At 45.4% G+C, this 16,809-nt stretch carries 12 protein-coding genes; 5 read left to right on the top strand and 7 right to left on the bottom strand.

Features of this window, described 5'->3' with window-relative positions; all coding sequences use genetic code 11:
* The 5 genes from NTW12_14985 to NTW12_14965 form a co-directional block, all read left to right on the top strand.
* Positions 1-791: DUF3418 domain-containing protein (locus NTW12_14985; GenBank protein MCX5847635.1), on the top strand; the 791-nt coding region annotated here is incomplete at its 5' end.
* 18 nt (positions 792-809) lie between these two features.
* Positions 810-1,412: a histidine phosphatase family protein gene (locus NTW12_14980; GenBank protein ID MCX5847634.1), complete on the top strand. Its 603-nt coding sequence runs from the start codon at positions 810-812 to the stop codon at positions 1,410-1,412.
* A gap of 142 nt (positions 1,413-1,554) precedes the next feature.
* Positions 1,555-3,795, top strand: a complete 2,241-nt coding sequence (locus tag NTW12_14975; GenBank protein ID MCX5847633.1) for a HEAT repeat domain-containing protein — start codon at positions 1,555-1,557, stop codon at positions 3,793-3,795.
* A 51-nt stretch (positions 3,796-3,846) separates the two neighbouring features.
* A complete protein-coding gene (locus NTW12_14970; protein ID MCX5847632.1) occupies positions 3,847-4,257 on the top strand; it encodes a response regulator in 411 nt (136 codons plus the stop codon).
* A 575-nt stretch (positions 4,258-4,832) separates the two neighbouring features.
* A complete protein-coding gene (locus NTW12_14965; GenBank protein ID MCX5847631.1) occupies positions 4,833-6,491 on the top strand; it encodes a glycogen/starch synthase in 1,659 nt (552 codons plus the stop codon).
* 62 nt (positions 6,492-6,553) lie between these two features.
* Here the strand turns inward: NTW12_14965 and NTW12_14960 are convergent, their stop codons facing one another.
* The 7 genes from NTW12_14960 to NTW12_14930 all read right to left on the bottom strand — a co-directional run bounded on the left by NTW12_14960 (position 6,554) and on the right by NTW12_14930 (position 16,672).
* Entirely contained in the window at positions 6,554-7,045 is a 492-nt protein-coding gene (locus NTW12_14960) for a hypothetical protein (GenBank protein MCX5847630.1), read from the bottom strand.
* A 174-nt stretch (positions 7,046-7,219) separates the two neighbouring features.
* Positions 7,220-8,473 (bottom strand): MFS transporter, encoded by a 1,254-nt coding sequence (locus NTW12_14955; GenBank protein ID MCX5847629.1) that lies wholly within the window; start codon positions 8,471-8,473, stop codon positions 7,220-7,222.
* A gap of 280 nt (positions 8,474-8,753) precedes the next feature.
* Entirely contained in the window at positions 8,754-9,023 is a 270-nt protein-coding gene (locus NTW12_14950; protein ID MCX5847628.1) for an HU family DNA-binding protein, read from the bottom strand.
* Positions 9,024-9,616: 593 nt separating this feature from the next.
* On the bottom strand, positions 9,617-13,042 hold the full coding sequence (locus tag NTW12_14945; GenBank protein ID MCX5847627.1) for a TM0106 family RecB-like putative nuclease: 3,426 nt from the start codon (positions 13,040-13,042) through the stop codon (positions 9,617-9,619).
* 88 nt (positions 13,043-13,130) lie between these two features.
* Positions 13,131-14,846 (bottom strand): DUF2357 domain-containing protein, encoded by a 1,716-nt coding sequence (locus tag NTW12_14940; protein MCX5847626.1) that lies wholly within the window; start codon positions 14,844-14,846, stop codon positions 13,131-13,133.
* 6 nt (positions 14,847-14,852) lie between these two features.
* Positions 14,853-16,064, bottom strand: coding sequence for a hypothetical protein (locus NTW12_14935; protein MCX5847625.1), 1,212 nt, complete (start codon positions 16,062-16,064; stop codon positions 14,853-14,855).
* Complete coding sequence (locus NTW12_14930) at positions 16,061-16,672, bottom strand: hypothetical protein (GenBank protein ID MCX5847624.1); 612 nt, start codon at positions 16,670-16,672, stop codon at positions 16,061-16,063. The genes NTW12_14935 and NTW12_14930 overlap by 4 nt, the downstream gene beginning before the upstream one ends.
* Between the last annotated feature and the right edge of the window lie 137 nt (positions 16,673-16,809).

The following is a 16,809-nucleotide window of genomic DNA, read 5'->3' as shown; positions in this document are numbered from 1 at the left end:
TCGAAGCCGGGGAAGGATGCGTCCATGTCCGTTTATTCAAGAGCAAACGTGAGGCTGAAGTATCGCATAATAAAGGCATTACCGTTTTATACACGATTTATTTCAAGGAAGAGTTGAAGTATTTGAAAAAGGCTATTACCCTTTCGGGGGATCTTAAGAAGTGGGCTGATGCATTCGGTGGTGCACGGAAATTTGAAATTGCACTATTTGAAAAAGTGGTACATGATCTCTTTTGCAGAAATATCAGAACGCATGATGCCTTTATCGACCATACCAAAAGGGTTGCCCGGCAAATTCTCCCCGCGGGCCAAGAGATATTACACAAAATCAAACCCCTTTTAAAGTCCACCTATGATACGCTTACATATTTTCAAAACATGGAAAAAGTAAACCGTTTTAACAAACCGGCTGTGCAATATCTGTCATATATAAGGCAGGATCTGAATAATTTAATGCCCCATGATTTTTTGATGCACTATGATGAAGAGAAGTTAAGCCACATCATACGCTATCTAAAGGCTATTACTGTTCGAGCGGAAAGAGGGATCGTTCATCTGGAAAAGGCATATTTGAAGACCGCTGAGGTAAATATCTTTTCCGATAAACTTCAAGATATGATAAAGAACATCAGCCCTGTGGCATCAGAAGAAAAATTGAGAGCTCTTGAGGAATTTCGCTGGATGATCGAGGAATACAAGGTATCGGTATTTGCCCAGGAAATAAAGACTGCGTTTCCCATATCGCGAAAGCGCCTCGAAAAGAAAGTACAGGAAATTGAACGCATCGTTTGAGTGGGTGGAGGTATTGCATTGAAGCTAATTCTGGTCAGGCACGGAGAAACTCAGTCGAACAGAGAAAACAGGGTACAGGGGACAACCGACACAGAGCTGAATGACAATGGCCGTATTCAGGCAGAAAAACTTGCAGAGTCTCTGAAAAATGAACCAATAGCGAGCATAGTATCAAGTCCGTTAAAACGCGCTTATCAGACCGCCAAGGCTATCGGTAAATATCATACTACAGCAATAGCGCTTGATAACAAACTCCAGGAAATGAACCACGGGGATTTTGAAAATGTAACGATAGAAGAGTTGAAGGCCAACCATCTCCCCTTCCTCAAACAGTGGTTCCTTGATCCTGCTTCCGTTGCCATGCCGAACGGAGAATCCCTCCAAGACCTGCAGATACGTGCGTGGAGCGCCATCGAAAAGATCATCGAAAACTCGAAAAACTACCTTGTCGTTTCCCACAGCATGACCATCATGACTATTCTCTGCAAAATTCAAAACCTTGATCTGTCGCATGCCAGGGAGTTGCGCGTAGATGTGGCATCAAAAACCGTTGTGGAGTTTGACAATGGGAAAGGCATCATTTCAATATTCAACGATACCAATCATCTAAAAGGCATATGACCATTTTATCCGATGCATTTTGTGCAATTTAAGAAGACAAATACGAATATATTTGATATAATTAGCAAAATGTTTGGAACAACTCGACTGGAGACACCATTAAGGTCGTGACAATCAAAAACGTTTCATGAGGAGGGAAAGAATGACCAACCCGGGAAGTCAAGAAAAAGCTATCGACACTTTGGTCATTATGAACACAGCGATAATCAATCTACGCCTCTACCCGGCAACAAATGCAATGATCATAAACACCATCGAGAAGCTGTATGAAACCTTTCAGGCAATTTTTGAGCAAGAGGAATCCGTAAGCTTTGCCGAGACGGACAGGAATCTCCTCATCTCCGGGGAACCGCTAAGTCAAAAACATAGAGGAAAACCGCAGGTTGCGATCTTTCTCATGTTAATGTTCAACTGGGGGATCAAGAGTCTCACTTTTATGAGAGGGATGGATGCAAGTGAACTCATGCCTTTCCTGGAAATAATGAGTAAGAAACCGGATGAGGTAAAAAAGGAAGGGGGATTGGAGCAGATCATCTCTGAGGGAAAAATGCCTCACATTCTTTTCAATCAAAAGATTTATATTACAAAGGATCAGGACCACCAATTCGTGGCGAGCCTTGATATAAAGGATGAAGATATTGTTAAATATATTACTTCTGAAGATCCAAACGCCACTTTAGATTCTCAAAAAATGAAGGAAATGGCAAAAGATCCCGAATGGGTCTCCCGTATATTCCAATCCGGTATGCAGAATATTACTGGAAAAGACGGCGATGCCTCAAGTGCTAAATTGTCTGAAGGAATGCTGCATATGTTGCGCACTCTGGATAAAATTTCAGAAAACGCCGACAAGGAAAAAATCTCCCAACTGGTTGCCGGATACATCTCAGATATGGATCCCGAACTTATTGCCATGACTCTGACGCAAAATATTGAAAGTTTTCTCGATAATCGACTTTTCGGCGATATTGTCCGTAGGATGGACTTTGAAAAGTTTGAGACGGTAGCCGGTAAAATACAACAGGCGTTGGATGTTGTAAGTTTGGCAAATAAAGGCACTGACGACCCGAGAATCGCATCCGTTCAGCAAGCCTATCAGCAAGTTATGAGTACCGATAAAGGAATCGAATTACAGCGACAGATTCAAGAGAAACGAACCATCGAAGAGGAAGAAAAGCAAAAGAAAATCAGCTATCTCAAAGAAAAAGGCAGCAGTATATTAAGTAAACTTGAGGGGGACGTCCCGGACGAAAGCATTTCCAAATATTCGCCCGGAATAGTGCAAGATCTCTTTGCTGAAGGTGAAAGCGATACAGCTGAAGCGATCATTAACGGATTAAGCAACAAGCTGCTCAGCGAAAACAACAACATTCGGGCTGAATCATCGGAGGCATTAGCGGGAATTCTTGAAAAACTTCCTTTGGAACAGCGAGCAGATATACTAACCCGGCTTTCAAACAAGCTGATTGAATGGATACAATTTGAAACCTCATCTACTTTAGCCTACAAATCTATCTGTACTCACCTGAGCGATCTTGCTCAAAGCCAGATACGGAATCAGCGCTTTATTGATAGTCATCCCATCATTGATACTTTCCGCCTCATTAGTTCCGATCAGATTAAAAAAAATGAGGAAATTAAATCAGTAGCATCTGACTCGATAAGGAAAATCGCATCTGACGACATACTTGACATCCTCATAGATGAATTCCGTACTAATAAAAATGATAAACGAAAAGAAGCAGGACGACTTCTGGTCATGATGTCTGAGTTTTCGATAAACCGCCTTCTGGATATGTTGAAGGAATGTGAAGACAGCTCGGAGCGTATCCTTATTTTGAACCTGATACCTGAAATGGGACCCGTTGCCTCTCGAGCCGTAATAGCGAGGATCGATCAAGACGCTCCCTGGTATTACACGAGAAATCTGGCGCGCCTCTTAGGCAGAGTTGGAAGTGAAGGGCATACGAAAATTCTCGCACAACTTCTGGTTCACGATGATCACCGTGTTCAGAGAGAAGTACTGAAAAGTATCAGTAATATTGGAGGCGGCCAAAGGGGAGAAGTTCTTTTGGACGCGCTGCCGAAATGCGACGACCTTCTCAAATCAAGTATCGTAACCACATTGGGCTCTTTGAAATACCGTGATGCCGTAAAGCCGCTCATTGAGCTGTTTAAATCTAAACATACTTTACCGGATGATGTAAAAATCGATCTGCAGGAAAAGATCTGTCTGGCCTTGGGAAACATTGGGGACAGCGAGGCATTACCGTTTCTGACCGAGGTTAGTAAACAAAGCGGTTTTCTCAGTTTCAAGTCCTATCATCAAACAGTGAAAGCTGCCGCGGGGAAGGCTGTCGGCAGGATCATGAGTAAAGGCTGATCTTTTTTAAAATGGAACTGTATGAACGCTACTCAGGAAAAGGATGCTGATATGAGCGATGCAATCAAACCGGAATCTCAACGTAAAATAAAAATATTACTCATCGATGACGAAGAAGACTTCTGCTTTTTTGTCAAACTCAACCTTGAAAAAACAGGCAAATATGAAGTTTTGACGACCACAGATAGTTCAAGCGGCTTGATTATGGTTTCAAAAGAATGCCCCGACCTCGTTCTTCTGGATATCATCATGCCCGAAATGAACGGCGGTCAGATTGCGGGCATGCTCCTTGATAACCCGAAAACAAAAAGCATCCCCGTACTCTTCGTTACTGCCATAGCTTCCCGAAGCGAGGTGCAATCACAGGAAGGGGTTATCGGGGGGAGACAGTTCATCGCCAAGCCTGTATCACCGGAAGAATTGATAGCCAAAATAGATTCCGTTTTAAAAGACAACAAATAGAATCCTGTGCAAGGAAACTCTCTTCTTTTTTTTGATAAGTCCCTATTTAATTATCGATGATTTTACCTATCCCGCAATACTTCTTGAGGTGACTTTTTAATCTTTCAAGGAGCAGCTTCTCATTCCTCTGGATATAAACTGCGTGAAACAAGCTAAATATTAAAAACGGCTGATAGTGCGATAAAACCACCACCCCGACCTCCTGCGTTAACAGTTCAGTAAAAAATGAGCAGTGCTTCGCCCCATCATGAAAGATGTTAATCTCGAAAATAATCATAACGCATCATTCAACGGCGACAACGAATCATCAAATAATTGTCATACAATTGTCAAGATATTGTCATTCTTTAGAGTTTCTTGGATTGCGTTAATCAATCAACTACTTTCGCCTTTACTATCTAACTAGTTGTTATATAAACTATATTATCATTTTATCAATGACGCGTACTATCTTTTCCCCGTATGGCATATAAAGTGCAAACTACATTACATGTTGATCAAGACAAGAATGAAGGCTGTTCAGTATACTTTCGAATTCAAGACATATGTGAAAGCGATTGTTCGTGGAAAGAGTATTGTACAAACCTAAGGCGATTTTTTCCCTTAAGAACCGGAAAGTCATCAATAATCCGGATAATTTCAGAAAACAACGAATCGCTCGACGCGTATACAATGAACCGTTGAAAAGGATAAAGTCCATTTATGGTTTTGAGGTCTTAAAAAAGACTGCAAAAACGGCTGTATTACTTGTAACTCCTGAAACGGGAAGACTGCCTGATGAGATGGGAACACTTGCCAGGTACATTTCCTGTAAGTCCGGCGGCCTAGGGGAGGTTGTTTCTGCGCTATGCGAGGGGCTCAGGGCGAGGGGAATCGAGTGCCACCTTGCTACGCTTAATCTGAAAAAAAGATTTCAGAAAGAAAGCAATGTAGATGAAGATAAGTGGCAGGAAATCAGACACAAGATTGATCCGGATAAGGTCCACTTGGTCAGTTCATCCATTTTCGCAAATCTACCAAGTGCCTATGCGGGCGATCCCATATTAAATGCCGCTGAGTTTCAAAAAGGAATTGTCAACAACATTATAAAAAATGTTCGCGCCAAAAACGGAGGGAGATTGATTCTCCACAGCCATGATTGGATGGCGGGTGGTGCTATAACCGCCTACGCGAAATTGAGAGGATGTCCGGTTCTCCATACCATTCATAACATTCATACAGGCCACATTCCCCCGGAAATGCTTTTTGGTGTGGATATTGACAGTTTAGTATGGAATATCTTTTTTTCTGAAGAACACGGGAAAAGGTGCATTGACAGTCAGGCTACAGCAATCAAGAATGCAACCCTGATAAATTTTGTTGGCGAAAAATTCCTCAAAGAGATCATTGACGATTATTTCTTGGACAGACCCATTATTTCTCCCAGTATCAGACAGGAGGTTAAGGCGAAGTACTATCAGGGTGCGGCACTGGCAATCATAAATGCACCATCTCCAGGCCTCTATCCTGAGCGATGTAATCATCTTGTAAGAAACTATGGTCCCGAAGACGATATTATCGCGGCAAAAAAGGAAAACCTCATAGAGTTTCAGAAAAGGACAGGCCTCATGGTTAATTCCGGGGCGATTCTCCTCTACTGGCCGTCCAGATTGGATCCATCGCAAAAAGGTGTTGAACTCCTGGAAGATATTGCCCTGAAATTTGTCATAGAGAATGCTGATGTCCAGATAGCTATCGTCGGTGACGGTGTTGGGCGTGATCGTAACCATGAAGAGATCCTAGGAAGAATCGCATGCGCATCCGGAGGAAAGATAATATACCAGCACTTCAGCGAGGAACTCTCCACGCTCGGTTATGCAGCTGCCAGCGACGTCTTTGGCGCCTCTCTGTATGAGCCCTGTGGACAGATAGATCAGCTCGGGAATATATTCGGGGCTACGGCAACGAATCGTGACACCGGCGGTTATCATGACAAAATAAAAGAGATGAATTTGATGATCGATGGTGCTTCTCAGGATGAAGGAAATGGATTTCTCTTTCAGGATTATGATTCAGGTGGTCTATGGTATGGATTAAATAAAAGTGTTCAATTCCACAGAAAATCCCTGGAAATAAAGGAACAGCAAATAAAAAGGATTATGAGAGAAACGAGGCAGAAGTATGATTTAAACATCATGGTTGGCAAGTATATAAAAGTGTACGAAAAACTTAATGGTGGAAATCAACTTGCCTAAAAAGCACATACAATATCTCGCATGACTTTCTATCTCTGGTTCAGTATCAACGTTTTATCTTTCTATAACTGCCTTCGGTTCTTACTCATTTTTTTATAATAGTGAATAGTTTCTTCAATTAACGTAACAAAATATCCAGAATCTCTTTTTGCTGCTTTGTACTGATTGATAGTCATGAGTTTCTTATTTTCCAGATAAAATTGATCTACCAATTCCCTGTATTCATAAGCTTTTTCTATACCCTCAATAGAATCCCTTAACCGATACTGCATACATAACAGCAAAAATTTAACAGCTGAAATAAACTGTAATTTCTTCATTTCAGGTGAATCAATAGTAACGTATTTGGGACACCACTGACGCGGATCACACTGTATACCCAACCGTTCAATCAACGGATGACAAACTGGATAGGAGTCTTTTGTACGATCAGGATGCCGGCAATAGCCAGTGGGAGGAAAATCATGACCTATATAATCTTTACGATGAGGCGTATAATACCAGCAGTTTGCACAATTTTCATCAGGTCTCCGAAACGCAAGAACCTTACTCATGCCTCCTCCATTCTGTACTGAAACTTTAGTCATTGATCGCCTTAATCGACCTACGTACGTTATTTGTACCACATTTTAATTTAGAGGTCTGCACTTTTATATAAGCATATCGATAGTGTTTCGATGCGCCTTTGAGGATAAATCTCAAGCTCCGGGACAGTAATCAGTGGTTTTTTATTTCTTTACAACGGCATCCCCGGGCTTGAGCATAAGAATAAGGAAGGCACAGATAACGAGAACCACAACATTGCTCTGCCAGACGTAGGTATAGGATCCAAATCTATCATAGATCAGCCCTCCCACAAAAGGACCAATCCCACCCCCAACACCTATAAAAAAGGTGAGTATTCCATATACAGAGCCCAGGACATGCCTGCCGAAACGATCTGCCACGAGAATGGGCATCATAGGAGCCAATGACCCGTAGCCAAAGCCGTAGATGAGAGCATAATAATAGAGACGCTGTGCCGTGTTCGCATTCAACAGGAGGACCATCCCCGCTGCCATAATGACCATTCCCAGAAACGCTGAGTACTTGGCATCCTTCACCCGGTCACTGAACCATCCAAAGAAGAATTGGCCGCAAAAACCTCCAACCCCGAGGACCCCCAGAGATGAAGCGGCGACGATATTTTCAATTTGATTATCCAGGGCATAGGCTACCTGATGAACAAAAACAGACATGAGAGCCATAACGGCAAGTGAGTAGCATACCGCCAGAACCCAGAAGCGAAAATCCCTGAATATTATTCCGAGGGGAAGCTGCATCGGATGCCCGTTAACAGGATTATTCTTATATACCCTCTCCTCTCTTCTGTCACCGTCAGGGAAGAGTCCGTAGGTTTCGGGATTCGTCCTCCTCATCAGCAACTGGGAGAGGGATACTCCGACGAGTAAAAATATAACCGCCAAAAAAATAAACCCTCTTTGCCAATCATAACTCTTTACGATATAGCCGGCGGACGGTGTTAGCGCTATCGTCCCGAAACTAACGCCCATTGTAGAAATCCCGATGGCGAGGCCCCGCTTCCTGACGAACCACTTGCCTACGGAGGAGTTTATCACAACCAGCCCCATGCATGCGGTTCCGGCGCCGCAGAGAAGTCCATAGACGATGTAAAACTGAAGCGGTGTTTTGACAAGACTCGTCAGAAAAAAGCTCAGGGAGGTAATCGTCGCCCCTGCTGTAATAATCCACCTCGGAGCCGCCTTATCGAGCATTCTCCCGAGAAAAATGGAACAGAAGGAATAGATAATCATGTTGATGGAAGCCCCAAGTGAGATGACCGACCGGGACCAGCCGTAATCGAGGGACATAGGTTTTACGAAGATGCCGAATGAGTAACGGGCTCCGTAACTGATACTCAGCAGCAGAAATGCCCCCATGACTATGTACCAGCCCCAAAATATGCCCTGTCTTTCTTTCATGAAATATTCATGCTCTCTTTTTGAACGGTGATTTATCTGCTTCCCTGCCTGCTACCCGGTACCACATTTTTCGTTATAGTTCTTCCATTTTTCATTATGTAATTCAGCAATGTCTCCGTGTTGGGATTGTTTTTTCTGTTTTGTTGATATGTTGCGTGGATATGAAAAGTTAAAGAGATAAATAAAGTATCTTCTTTATAAAACAGGAAAGGGCGGGAATTGATCCCACCCTTTCCTGTCTAATCTTTATCGTTTACAACTTCACTATAATATAAAATATTTACTTAACAGAAGCTTTTAATGCCTTACCGGCTGTAAACTTAGGGACCTTTTTTGCCGCAATCTTGATCGGTTTGCCGGTCTGAGGATTTCTTCCCTTTCTGGCAGATCTTTTCGCAACTGAGAAAGTCCCAAAGCCGATGAGAGTTACCTTCTCTCCCTTCTTCAGTGTTTTCTTAATTGCCTCAAGGAAAGCATTTACGGCCTTGACTGCCTCTGCCTTGCTGCAGGTAGTTTTTGCAACCACATCAATGATATCTCCTTTGTTCATTCCCTCATCCTCCCTTTTTTTAGTTTTCATCCGCCAAAAGCGGCATCATCTATCCCCGTGTATCAATAACAGCTTCTTATGCTGTACATATAAATAGTGCCTTTTAAAAAAAGCAACATTAAAATGCTGTATTTAAGACATATTTTTTAGGTTCATCCGGTTCATGCGTACTTTAGAGTTGATAATCTGTTGAATTGAGCATTGACTGACTTATACCTAATTATCAACTCTCTTTATTTCACAGACGGGTACTCTGTTATTTATTGTACTCGTTAAGCGCGACCAAGTCGTTCGTGTCGCAACTTTCATCCCGCAATTCGCATTCTTGATCAATCCCAAAACTGAATTATGTTGAGAATTGCTGTCGCCTACCTATCAACGATTTTCGGTTTGGAATTGGGGTGAGGATTACCACTGTAGTCCTTGACAATTTTGGTAACACAGAAACATTTGCTCTTCCTTGTCTGATATATGCGAACACATAGCAGCGAACCATTCCATGGTGCTTCCCAGGGCATCCCCTACGTCCAAGACAAGGAGGCAGATGTGGTATCGATTCAGTGTTTTCAAATCTCTTACCTCCGTAAATTCTATTACAGATTATCAACACAAGTCGTTGGATGTTCAGGCTTATTGTTTTTATCCTGGTAGCGCTTAACCCAGCAGAGTGTATTCACTAAAGCCATTTGCTCCGGCGTCGTGCAGCGAATTGACATCAGCGCCGGATTTGCAATAAGGATCGCAAGGCATTTTGCCCTTGAGATTGCGACATTAAGTCTGTTTTTACTGTACAGGAACTCAATAAACCTCGGCAGATAATCGCCGCTGGATGTTGCCATCGATATGATCACCACCTCAGCCTCCTGTCCCTGGAATTTGTCTACCGTTCCCACCCGCGCACCCTCCGGCAGCAATGTCTTCAGAAGATTTACCTGCATATTGTAGGGCGCCACGATAAGGATGTTCTCATTGGTGATCTGATGTTTATTTCCTTTCTTATCCAGATAATGCTGCATCAAAAGGTTTTCGTACAACTTCATAACAATATCGGCCTCTTCCTGGCTGCGCTGGGAGCAGGCGTCATGTTCGACGGGGATATAGCAGATACCCGTAGGTTTGAGAAATGGATGGGCGTTTTTCAAAATTATCAGGCATTGTATATTGTTGGAAACATCTGGTTTCAGGCGGCCGTCATAGACTGCCTCCGAGATAAACTGGCAAACATCCGGATGCATGCGCCATGTCGTTCCAAGAAATATTCCCCGCTCAGGCGGGATAGTGGCTATTCCGTTCAGTAAATAATCAAGAGACGATTCCCCTGATCGTCCTGGATGAACGCCTTGAATCGGTTGTCCAAGTTGCATCTGATCGCCGAGGAGGACAATGTTTCTGGCGCTTGTTCCCATGGCGATGAGATTGGCCAGGGCAACTTGTCCCGCTTCGTCAACAAAAAGAAAATCCAGGGATTGGTCCATATTTTCATGGGAGAACAACCAAGCAGTACCGGCAACAAGCTGCCAATTTCCGCCAAATATATCATCATTGCTGAACACATCTTGAATGAAATCGCCATGAAATTCGCTTTCGGCCTTGTCTCGCGTCGATTTCTTTACCCCGCTAAATTGAATGTTTTGTTGACTCGCAACGGCCTCGACATTCCAGAGAAGATTGTTGATGGCCTTATGACTGTTCGATGAGACGCCGATGCGGCAGCCACGGCGAAGCAGTTCCACGATAACGCGGGAACCGCTATATGTTTTCCCGGAACCGGGTGGTCCCTGTATGAAGACGTAACTGGAATCAAGCTTGGCCACCGTTTCGATAATCTGGGGCAGCCGCTCCAGTGATTCATTGATAATCGCCGTACCCTCAGGATGGTCCTTGATGCGTGGAATCTCTTGACGCATTATAGACTCCAGGGCCATGTATCTCTTCTTTCCCTCGATAAGATGATCGGCAAAGCGGAAAAGCGCGTCTTTAAGTGGTTTTGTTGATATCGGGCCGCTCGGACCAACATTCATTTTCTCCGGCAATGTGCCTTTGTTCATTGGATAGCTGCATGTTAAGCAACGGCCATCCTCACTGACGATTACGTTATTAACCTTGTCGAGGGTATCCGTGCGAACGCAGGTATCGCCTGTTTTCAGTTTCGTTTCCTGTTCCGGAAATAAGAATGTGTAAATGAACGACCGCTTAACCTGCTGGGGAGGCTTTTTGGGATCTCTGACCAATCCCCCGATAGCCTCGACATCGTCGATAAGCTCTTCATCCGTCATTTCCTGCCGGGAGAAAAGAGACCACCATACCGGTTTTTCGGTGCGCCGGTGAAAATCCAGAAGCTGATATGTAAGTTCTTTGAGTCCATCCTGTTCTGTCCACTCATCACGGTTTTCGGGAAGGGGGTCAACAAGCCGTTCCCGGTAATGTGCCAGTCGCAATTCAACTTCATTCAATTCACGGATATCTTGCTGAGATGCCGTCGAGGAATTTACTGAATCATTCGCCCAGGGAAGCTCATCCCGCCGCAGGGTTAGAAGCCATTGCCGGAGTTTATAAGTTGATCTCAGGTCATCACGATTATATTCCTCAATCTCCTTTAGCAGCTTCTTATCCCCTGTCTCCTTCCAACGCTCGTAATAGACGATGCTTATTCCTGCGTCCTTGACCGGACCTGATCGTTCATCCATATAGAAGCGCTCGACATTTTTGATGGAATATCGGGGCTCAGATATTCTCATCCCTTCCCGAACCACTTTATAGAGGTTGATGAGTTTTCCGAAACGTAAAAGATTATCTACCTCGGCCTCGCGTATTCCGTGGAGAGACATCAACCGCTTCAACGCCGTCTCTTCGTAATGAGCATAGTGGTAAATGTGTGCGTTTGGGTATTGATTCAGACGGTTGGCGACAAAATCCATGAACTGTTCAAAGGCTCGCCGTTCTTCATATTGTGTATGGGCCCAGAAGCTCTGGAAACGGGGCTTGCCGTGTTCAAGAAAGTAAACCCCGAAGAGGTATTCCAGTCCGCCTTCCTCCAAGGGGTCTGCCTCCATATCGAAGATGATATCCCCGGCATCGGGTTTCGGCAGTCTGAAAAAACCGCGTTTCCCTTTCGGATCCAATGGCAGCAGATCAAAATGATCTTCTCCGGTTTGCCGTTTCTTGTGTTGCAGCGCTGCCTGATGACGGAGTGTGGCGAGCGTCTCCGGGGCCATCGTCGGGACGCGTTCGTCTTCCTGCAAAACGGCAAGGGACTCTAACGTCTTGATGCCATGCTCGGTAAGTTTCCTGATCTGCAATTTCGTGATATTGGCCACTTGGCAGAGATGGTCGTCTTGGCATCGGCGTTCCTCGCACAGGTTTCGCCATCGGCATGTGTCGCAACGTTCACAGGGGTCAGGGTAGGTTTCGCCGGTATCGGATTGAACCCTGATGAGAAAGCGCCTTTTAAGCGATTCATAATACTTGGAGTAATCAGCGTAGCGAAAGGCCTCCTCACGTCTGTCACCCAGGACGACATGCATCATAACGGGATCGCGTCCTTGAACTTTGGCAATGAGCTCGGAGTAAAAACAGAGCTGAATAAGAAACTTGGCCTTGGCTCTGCGGGCAAGCTTTGTATCCACAGCCTCGTAGCTGAAAGCACCAAGTTCAGAAGGAGTATGCTCCCTTCTTAGAAAGTCCGCATGGCCGATAAAACAGCCATCGCGCAAGGCGGCCTGGAAAATGATCTCCGCCCCGGCGTACATGGCGTCACGGGTTGCTTTGACCGCTCCATCAAGATCATACTTGATACCGGAAATATCGGCGAAAGAAGGTGATTGCTGTTTGAGGCGATCAAAATACGCTGCTTCATGGGCAATCCCTTTGGATTGGTAAAGAAGCGTCTCTTCGTCGTCCTCTGCCTTGAGAAGGGGTGTGTCTAGATTAATCAGATCGAGGGTTGTCAGATGCTCGCATTCCAGAAAGTTGACCACATCGGAGGCGGAAAAGAGGGTTTGACTATTTACTTTCTGCATAAGCGAAATCTCATAACCGGTATTTCACGAATGTGCAACCTCTGCTTCTCCTGTGTGACCTCGATGAGTGGACACTTAGTCGTCTTCTTCAACGGTCCTTCTCAATGAAATCCACAATGGCGCTGCGAATCTTATGACGGTGTTGCTTATTTGGTTTCGCCCCCGTCTCTGGTTTCAGGGGAAATGCCCCTACGCCCTCAAAGGGTTTTACCGCATCGTGGGCCTTATAGACAATGCCGGTTTCCCCAGGATAGATTATATAGGCCCCCGCGGCATGGCGGATCGCCTCCCGGTAGGCGTGCATCTTGTTTATGTCTTCCTCTTTCCATTTGGTAATCGCGCCGGATTCATCTTCACAGTAAAAACCACCACTTTTTTCCTTGAATTTGGCGTCAAAGATAAGGAGTGTTTCACCCTTGGAAATGACCATATCGGGGCGTAAAGTATGGGAATAACTTTCACCGGTGGATGCGTCGTTAGCAGAATAATCTTCTTCCATCCCCGCTTCTCTATCATCCTCCGCTCCTGTGCCTTCTCCTGTGCGCCAGCCTCTCGACCCGCCGAAACTCCTGTTGAACCAGAGAGACACGCCTTCTTCATAGTGGATGCAGATCCCCTGGGTGACTGTCTGTTCCATGGGGTGGTCATTGACGATGACGCCGCAGGAGGTTCTCTTGAGGAGGCTGTCCATGATCTCCTTGACGACAAAAAATGACCAGTATTCGAAAAGTGTTGGGGTGTCTTTCGTTTCGAGCAAGTTTCGGAAATCCTCTTCGTCAAAGGCGCAACGGGATGCGAGCTGGAGGAGACAATAGAGTTGAAAGATTTGCCGGTAGCCATCCCGCCTCTGTAAGACCTGAGACTGGAGAGGTGGGAAATGGAGGCTGCCCACATCGTTCCAGAGTGGATCGGCCAGAAATCGCCGGATATTCTTGGCCATTTCCCCGATGCGTCCTTCAATCTCCGGGTTCAGGTATCCGCCACCCTTTCCTGTCAGGGCCTTCTTCAGACCATCCAGGCGCCGCTGAATGGTTTCCAGCAGATATTTTACAAAGCGGTTTTCGTTGGTGTCCACCGAATGATACTTGTACTCTTCGATGGCCTCGGCGGGATAAAGCCCGCGGCCGGTTCTGCTTAACAGGGAACGCCCTAGACCCGCCGCCAGCAGAGGATGTCCTGATTTGAGGATGGTCATCCGCTCAGGTGACGTCAACAGAGACATCAACATGGCCGGATGGGGTGATGTCACGGCGCTGATATCGCAGCGACGAAATTCCCGGTGCAACCGCCGGTGGGGGTCGGCAAGGATCAGGGCGGCGATGCCGTCCAGGTTTGGTGAAGCATCGAGAAGGTATTTCTTGAGAAACAGGTATTCGATGTAGGCAATGTCCCGGCCCGCCTGTGGCTTCCCGTAGTGCTGGCCCGTGAGCGTATCGAAACTGAAGGCCAGGTTGGCATACTGATCGGCGATATAATCGAGCATTTCCTGATAGAGGGCCTCCGGGATCTTTCTGCTTTGCACACGAACGGGAACGGGACCGATGCGTGTCAGGCCCGCTGCGTTTCGGAAGCCAATCTCGAAGAGCTGGCCGGGAAATCGACGATAGTTGTAATACTGTTCGGGAGCGGGGAAGAAGGCGGGTACTTCTTCCGTGTAGAACTTGACAAAATAGGTTTTCCAGTCCTGAAGAGTCAGTGCGTCGTCAATGCTGCTGCACGCAGCAACCTCTTCCACAGCGGCAGGAAACATGGGCTCATCAGCGATGGCCATGCGGATTTCAGGGGTGTAGCGCAGGATAGACATATTTACTTACTCGATGAAGCTTGTATATCCCTGACTCTTCAGGTTCAGGATCATCCGGGCCAGCTTCCGGGCCGACCGGGGACAGGGAGGGGTTTCGTTATACTCAGCCGCTTTACGGAGATAGTCATCAGCAAGTGCGCCTTCATCTTCGTCATTGCAACAGGACGCAAACAGCCGCGACAAGGGCTCCCCCATCCTTGCTTGGGCACCGTGGAATTTTGGGAGGATCTTCTGGAGGATCTGTATGTCCATGACGGTATTGAGGTCGAATTTGTCAACAGCATCTAAAGCATAGCAAATGTAGCGGCTGATCTCGTTGATAACGCGGTAGCCGAAGTGAAGGTTGAAGGGACGCAGAATGTCCAGAAGTTCGTTGAGATAATCGCCGACGTCTGCATCAACTTTCATGGCCTCAATAAAATCCTTCTTTGTACAGAAAGGGCTGTCGCCGTCAGCAGGTAGCAGGCGCTGTCTCACATCCGGGTCCTTAAGGGCAAAGTGGTCCGACGGGATAATCCCTTTTGCGTAGTTATCCAGGTTCACCTCGTTGAATTCGATAACGTTTGCCCGATCCAGAACCTTTGGGCTGAACATGTAGGTAGATTCATCCACGTTGACAGTTCCCGTGAAATAGACATTCGGTGGGACGTGGATTTTTGGAGGAATATTCAGGCCATCGAGTGTCTGCGCGGGTTTATTCAGGGCGTGCAGAGGGATCGCTTCGCCCTTGGGATTGCCAGGGGTACGGCTCTCCATAATACTGAGAAAATCCGAAAAATACTGCTCCACCTTGGCTAGGTTCATCTCGTCGAGGATGACGAAATAGGGCTTCTCGGGATGTTCTTCCGCTTCCAGAAGCAGGCGTAGTACCGGTGTCGCATAATATTTTTCATCGAGGAGGTTGTAGTAGCCCAGGAGTCCTTTGTTGTCCATCCAGTCAGGTCTGACCGGCACAAAGGCGATACGACTTTCCCGTTCCTCCTGTGTTTTCTCATCCTGGCACATATATTCAGCAAAGACCTGCGCGATCTTCGTTTTTCCTGTTCCGGAAATCCCAGTGAGGATGACAAAAGGCTTTGTTTTCAGAGAGAGGAAGTAGCGGGTAAGGATTTCCCGAGAAAAGAAATAGTCCTTTTCCTCAAAATAGTCATAGATATGCTCCATAGTCCCCCACATTTTCACAGTTCTCTTGGTCCAATCAACTTTCATTTTGGTCATTTTTTGTCATCCTCATCGCTCTCCCATATTCTGATATTAGCTTCCGTAATCATGCGCCAGTTTGGCTTCATTGTTTTTCCATCCTTTTCGGCATCACGCTGCATTTGATCCAGTACGTCATCAATGGCGCCCTTTTTGCCCATTTCTCCTACAATCGACTTGTAGGCTTTCTTGAAATCGCTACGGTTGGGCAGATAGCCACTATGTTGCTGAATATCTTTATTTTTTTCTTGGAGAGCCGATTGATTATCGATAGAAAGTTTCATTGCGGTAAAGTCAAACCTTACAATACCATCGGGCCCTACCTTAACCTGAAAGCGGTGAGGTGCCATATTCACATTAAACTTATCCGTAAGATGATCTTTGTGTTTATTCACTCTTTGTATCATGATTTTGAGTGGCTTAATTCGATCAGAAGGCTGTATATCATAGATCACCCTGGCAATATCCTTAATGGTATATTTGCCAGCTAATATCATTTCATCTATTCGCCAAGCCTGTTCACCTTTGTGATCGAGCCAAGATTGACCATCTACGATCGCCGGAATTAAACCCTTTAACATATCTTGAGTTCTCTTAAAGTAATCTTCTTTTCTTCCATCACCCATCTTTTATCCTCCCAATTCTAAATTTCATAAATCATTACAGATTGTACAGATAATCTATTGAAGCGAATTCATGATAATCATGAAAAATTCCCAGCTTGTTCACCATGATGCTATTTCCCGCTTCAAATCTTCCGAAA

This window comes from Deltaproteobacteria bacterium (assembly GCA_026388545.1).
In the GTDB taxonomy this organism is placed as follows: domain Bacteria; phylum Desulfobacterota; class Syntrophia; order Syntrophales; family UBA2185; genus JAPLJS01.
The sequence above is the reverse complement of the archived record's forward strand: the minus strand, read 5'-3'. Positions and strand labels throughout refer to the sequence as shown.

Excerpts from the sequence above, each read along its gene's own strand:
- NTW12_14950 (MCX5847628.1), bottom strand. The coding sequence starts at position 9,023 with ATGAACAAAGGAGATATCATTGATGTGGTTGCAAAAACTACCTGCAGC.
- NTW12_14970 (MCX5847632.1), top strand. The coding sequence starts at position 3,847 with ATGAGCGATGCAATCAAACCGGAATCTCAACGTAAAATAAAAATATTA.
- NTW12_14935 (MCX5847625.1), bottom strand. The coding sequence starts at position 16,064 with ATGACCAAAATGAAAGTTGATTGGACCAAGAGAACTGTGAAAATGTGG.
- NTW12_14940 (MCX5847626.1), bottom strand. The coding sequence starts at position 14,846 with ATGTCTATCCTGCGCTACACCCCTGAAATCCGCATGGCCATCGCTGAT.
- NTW12_14955 (MCX5847629.1), bottom strand. The coding sequence starts at position 8,473 with ATGAAAGAAAGACAGGGCATATTTTGGGGCTGGTACATAGTCATGGGG.
- NTW12_14930 (MCX5847624.1), bottom strand. The coding sequence starts at position 16,672 with ATGGGTGATGGAAGAAAAGAAGATTACTTTAAGAGAACTCAAGATATG.
- NTW12_14945 (MCX5847627.1), bottom strand. The coding sequence starts at position 13,042 with ATGCAGAAAGTAAATAGTCAAACCCTCTTTTCCGCCTCCGATGTGGTC.
- NTW12_14960 (MCX5847630.1), bottom strand. The coding sequence starts at position 7,045 with ATGAGTAAGGTTCTTGCGTTTCGGAGACCTGATGAAAATTGTGCAAAC.
- NTW12_14975 (MCX5847633.1), top strand. The coding sequence starts at position 1,555 with ATGACCAACCCGGGAAGTCAAGAAAAAGCTATCGACACTTTGGTCATT.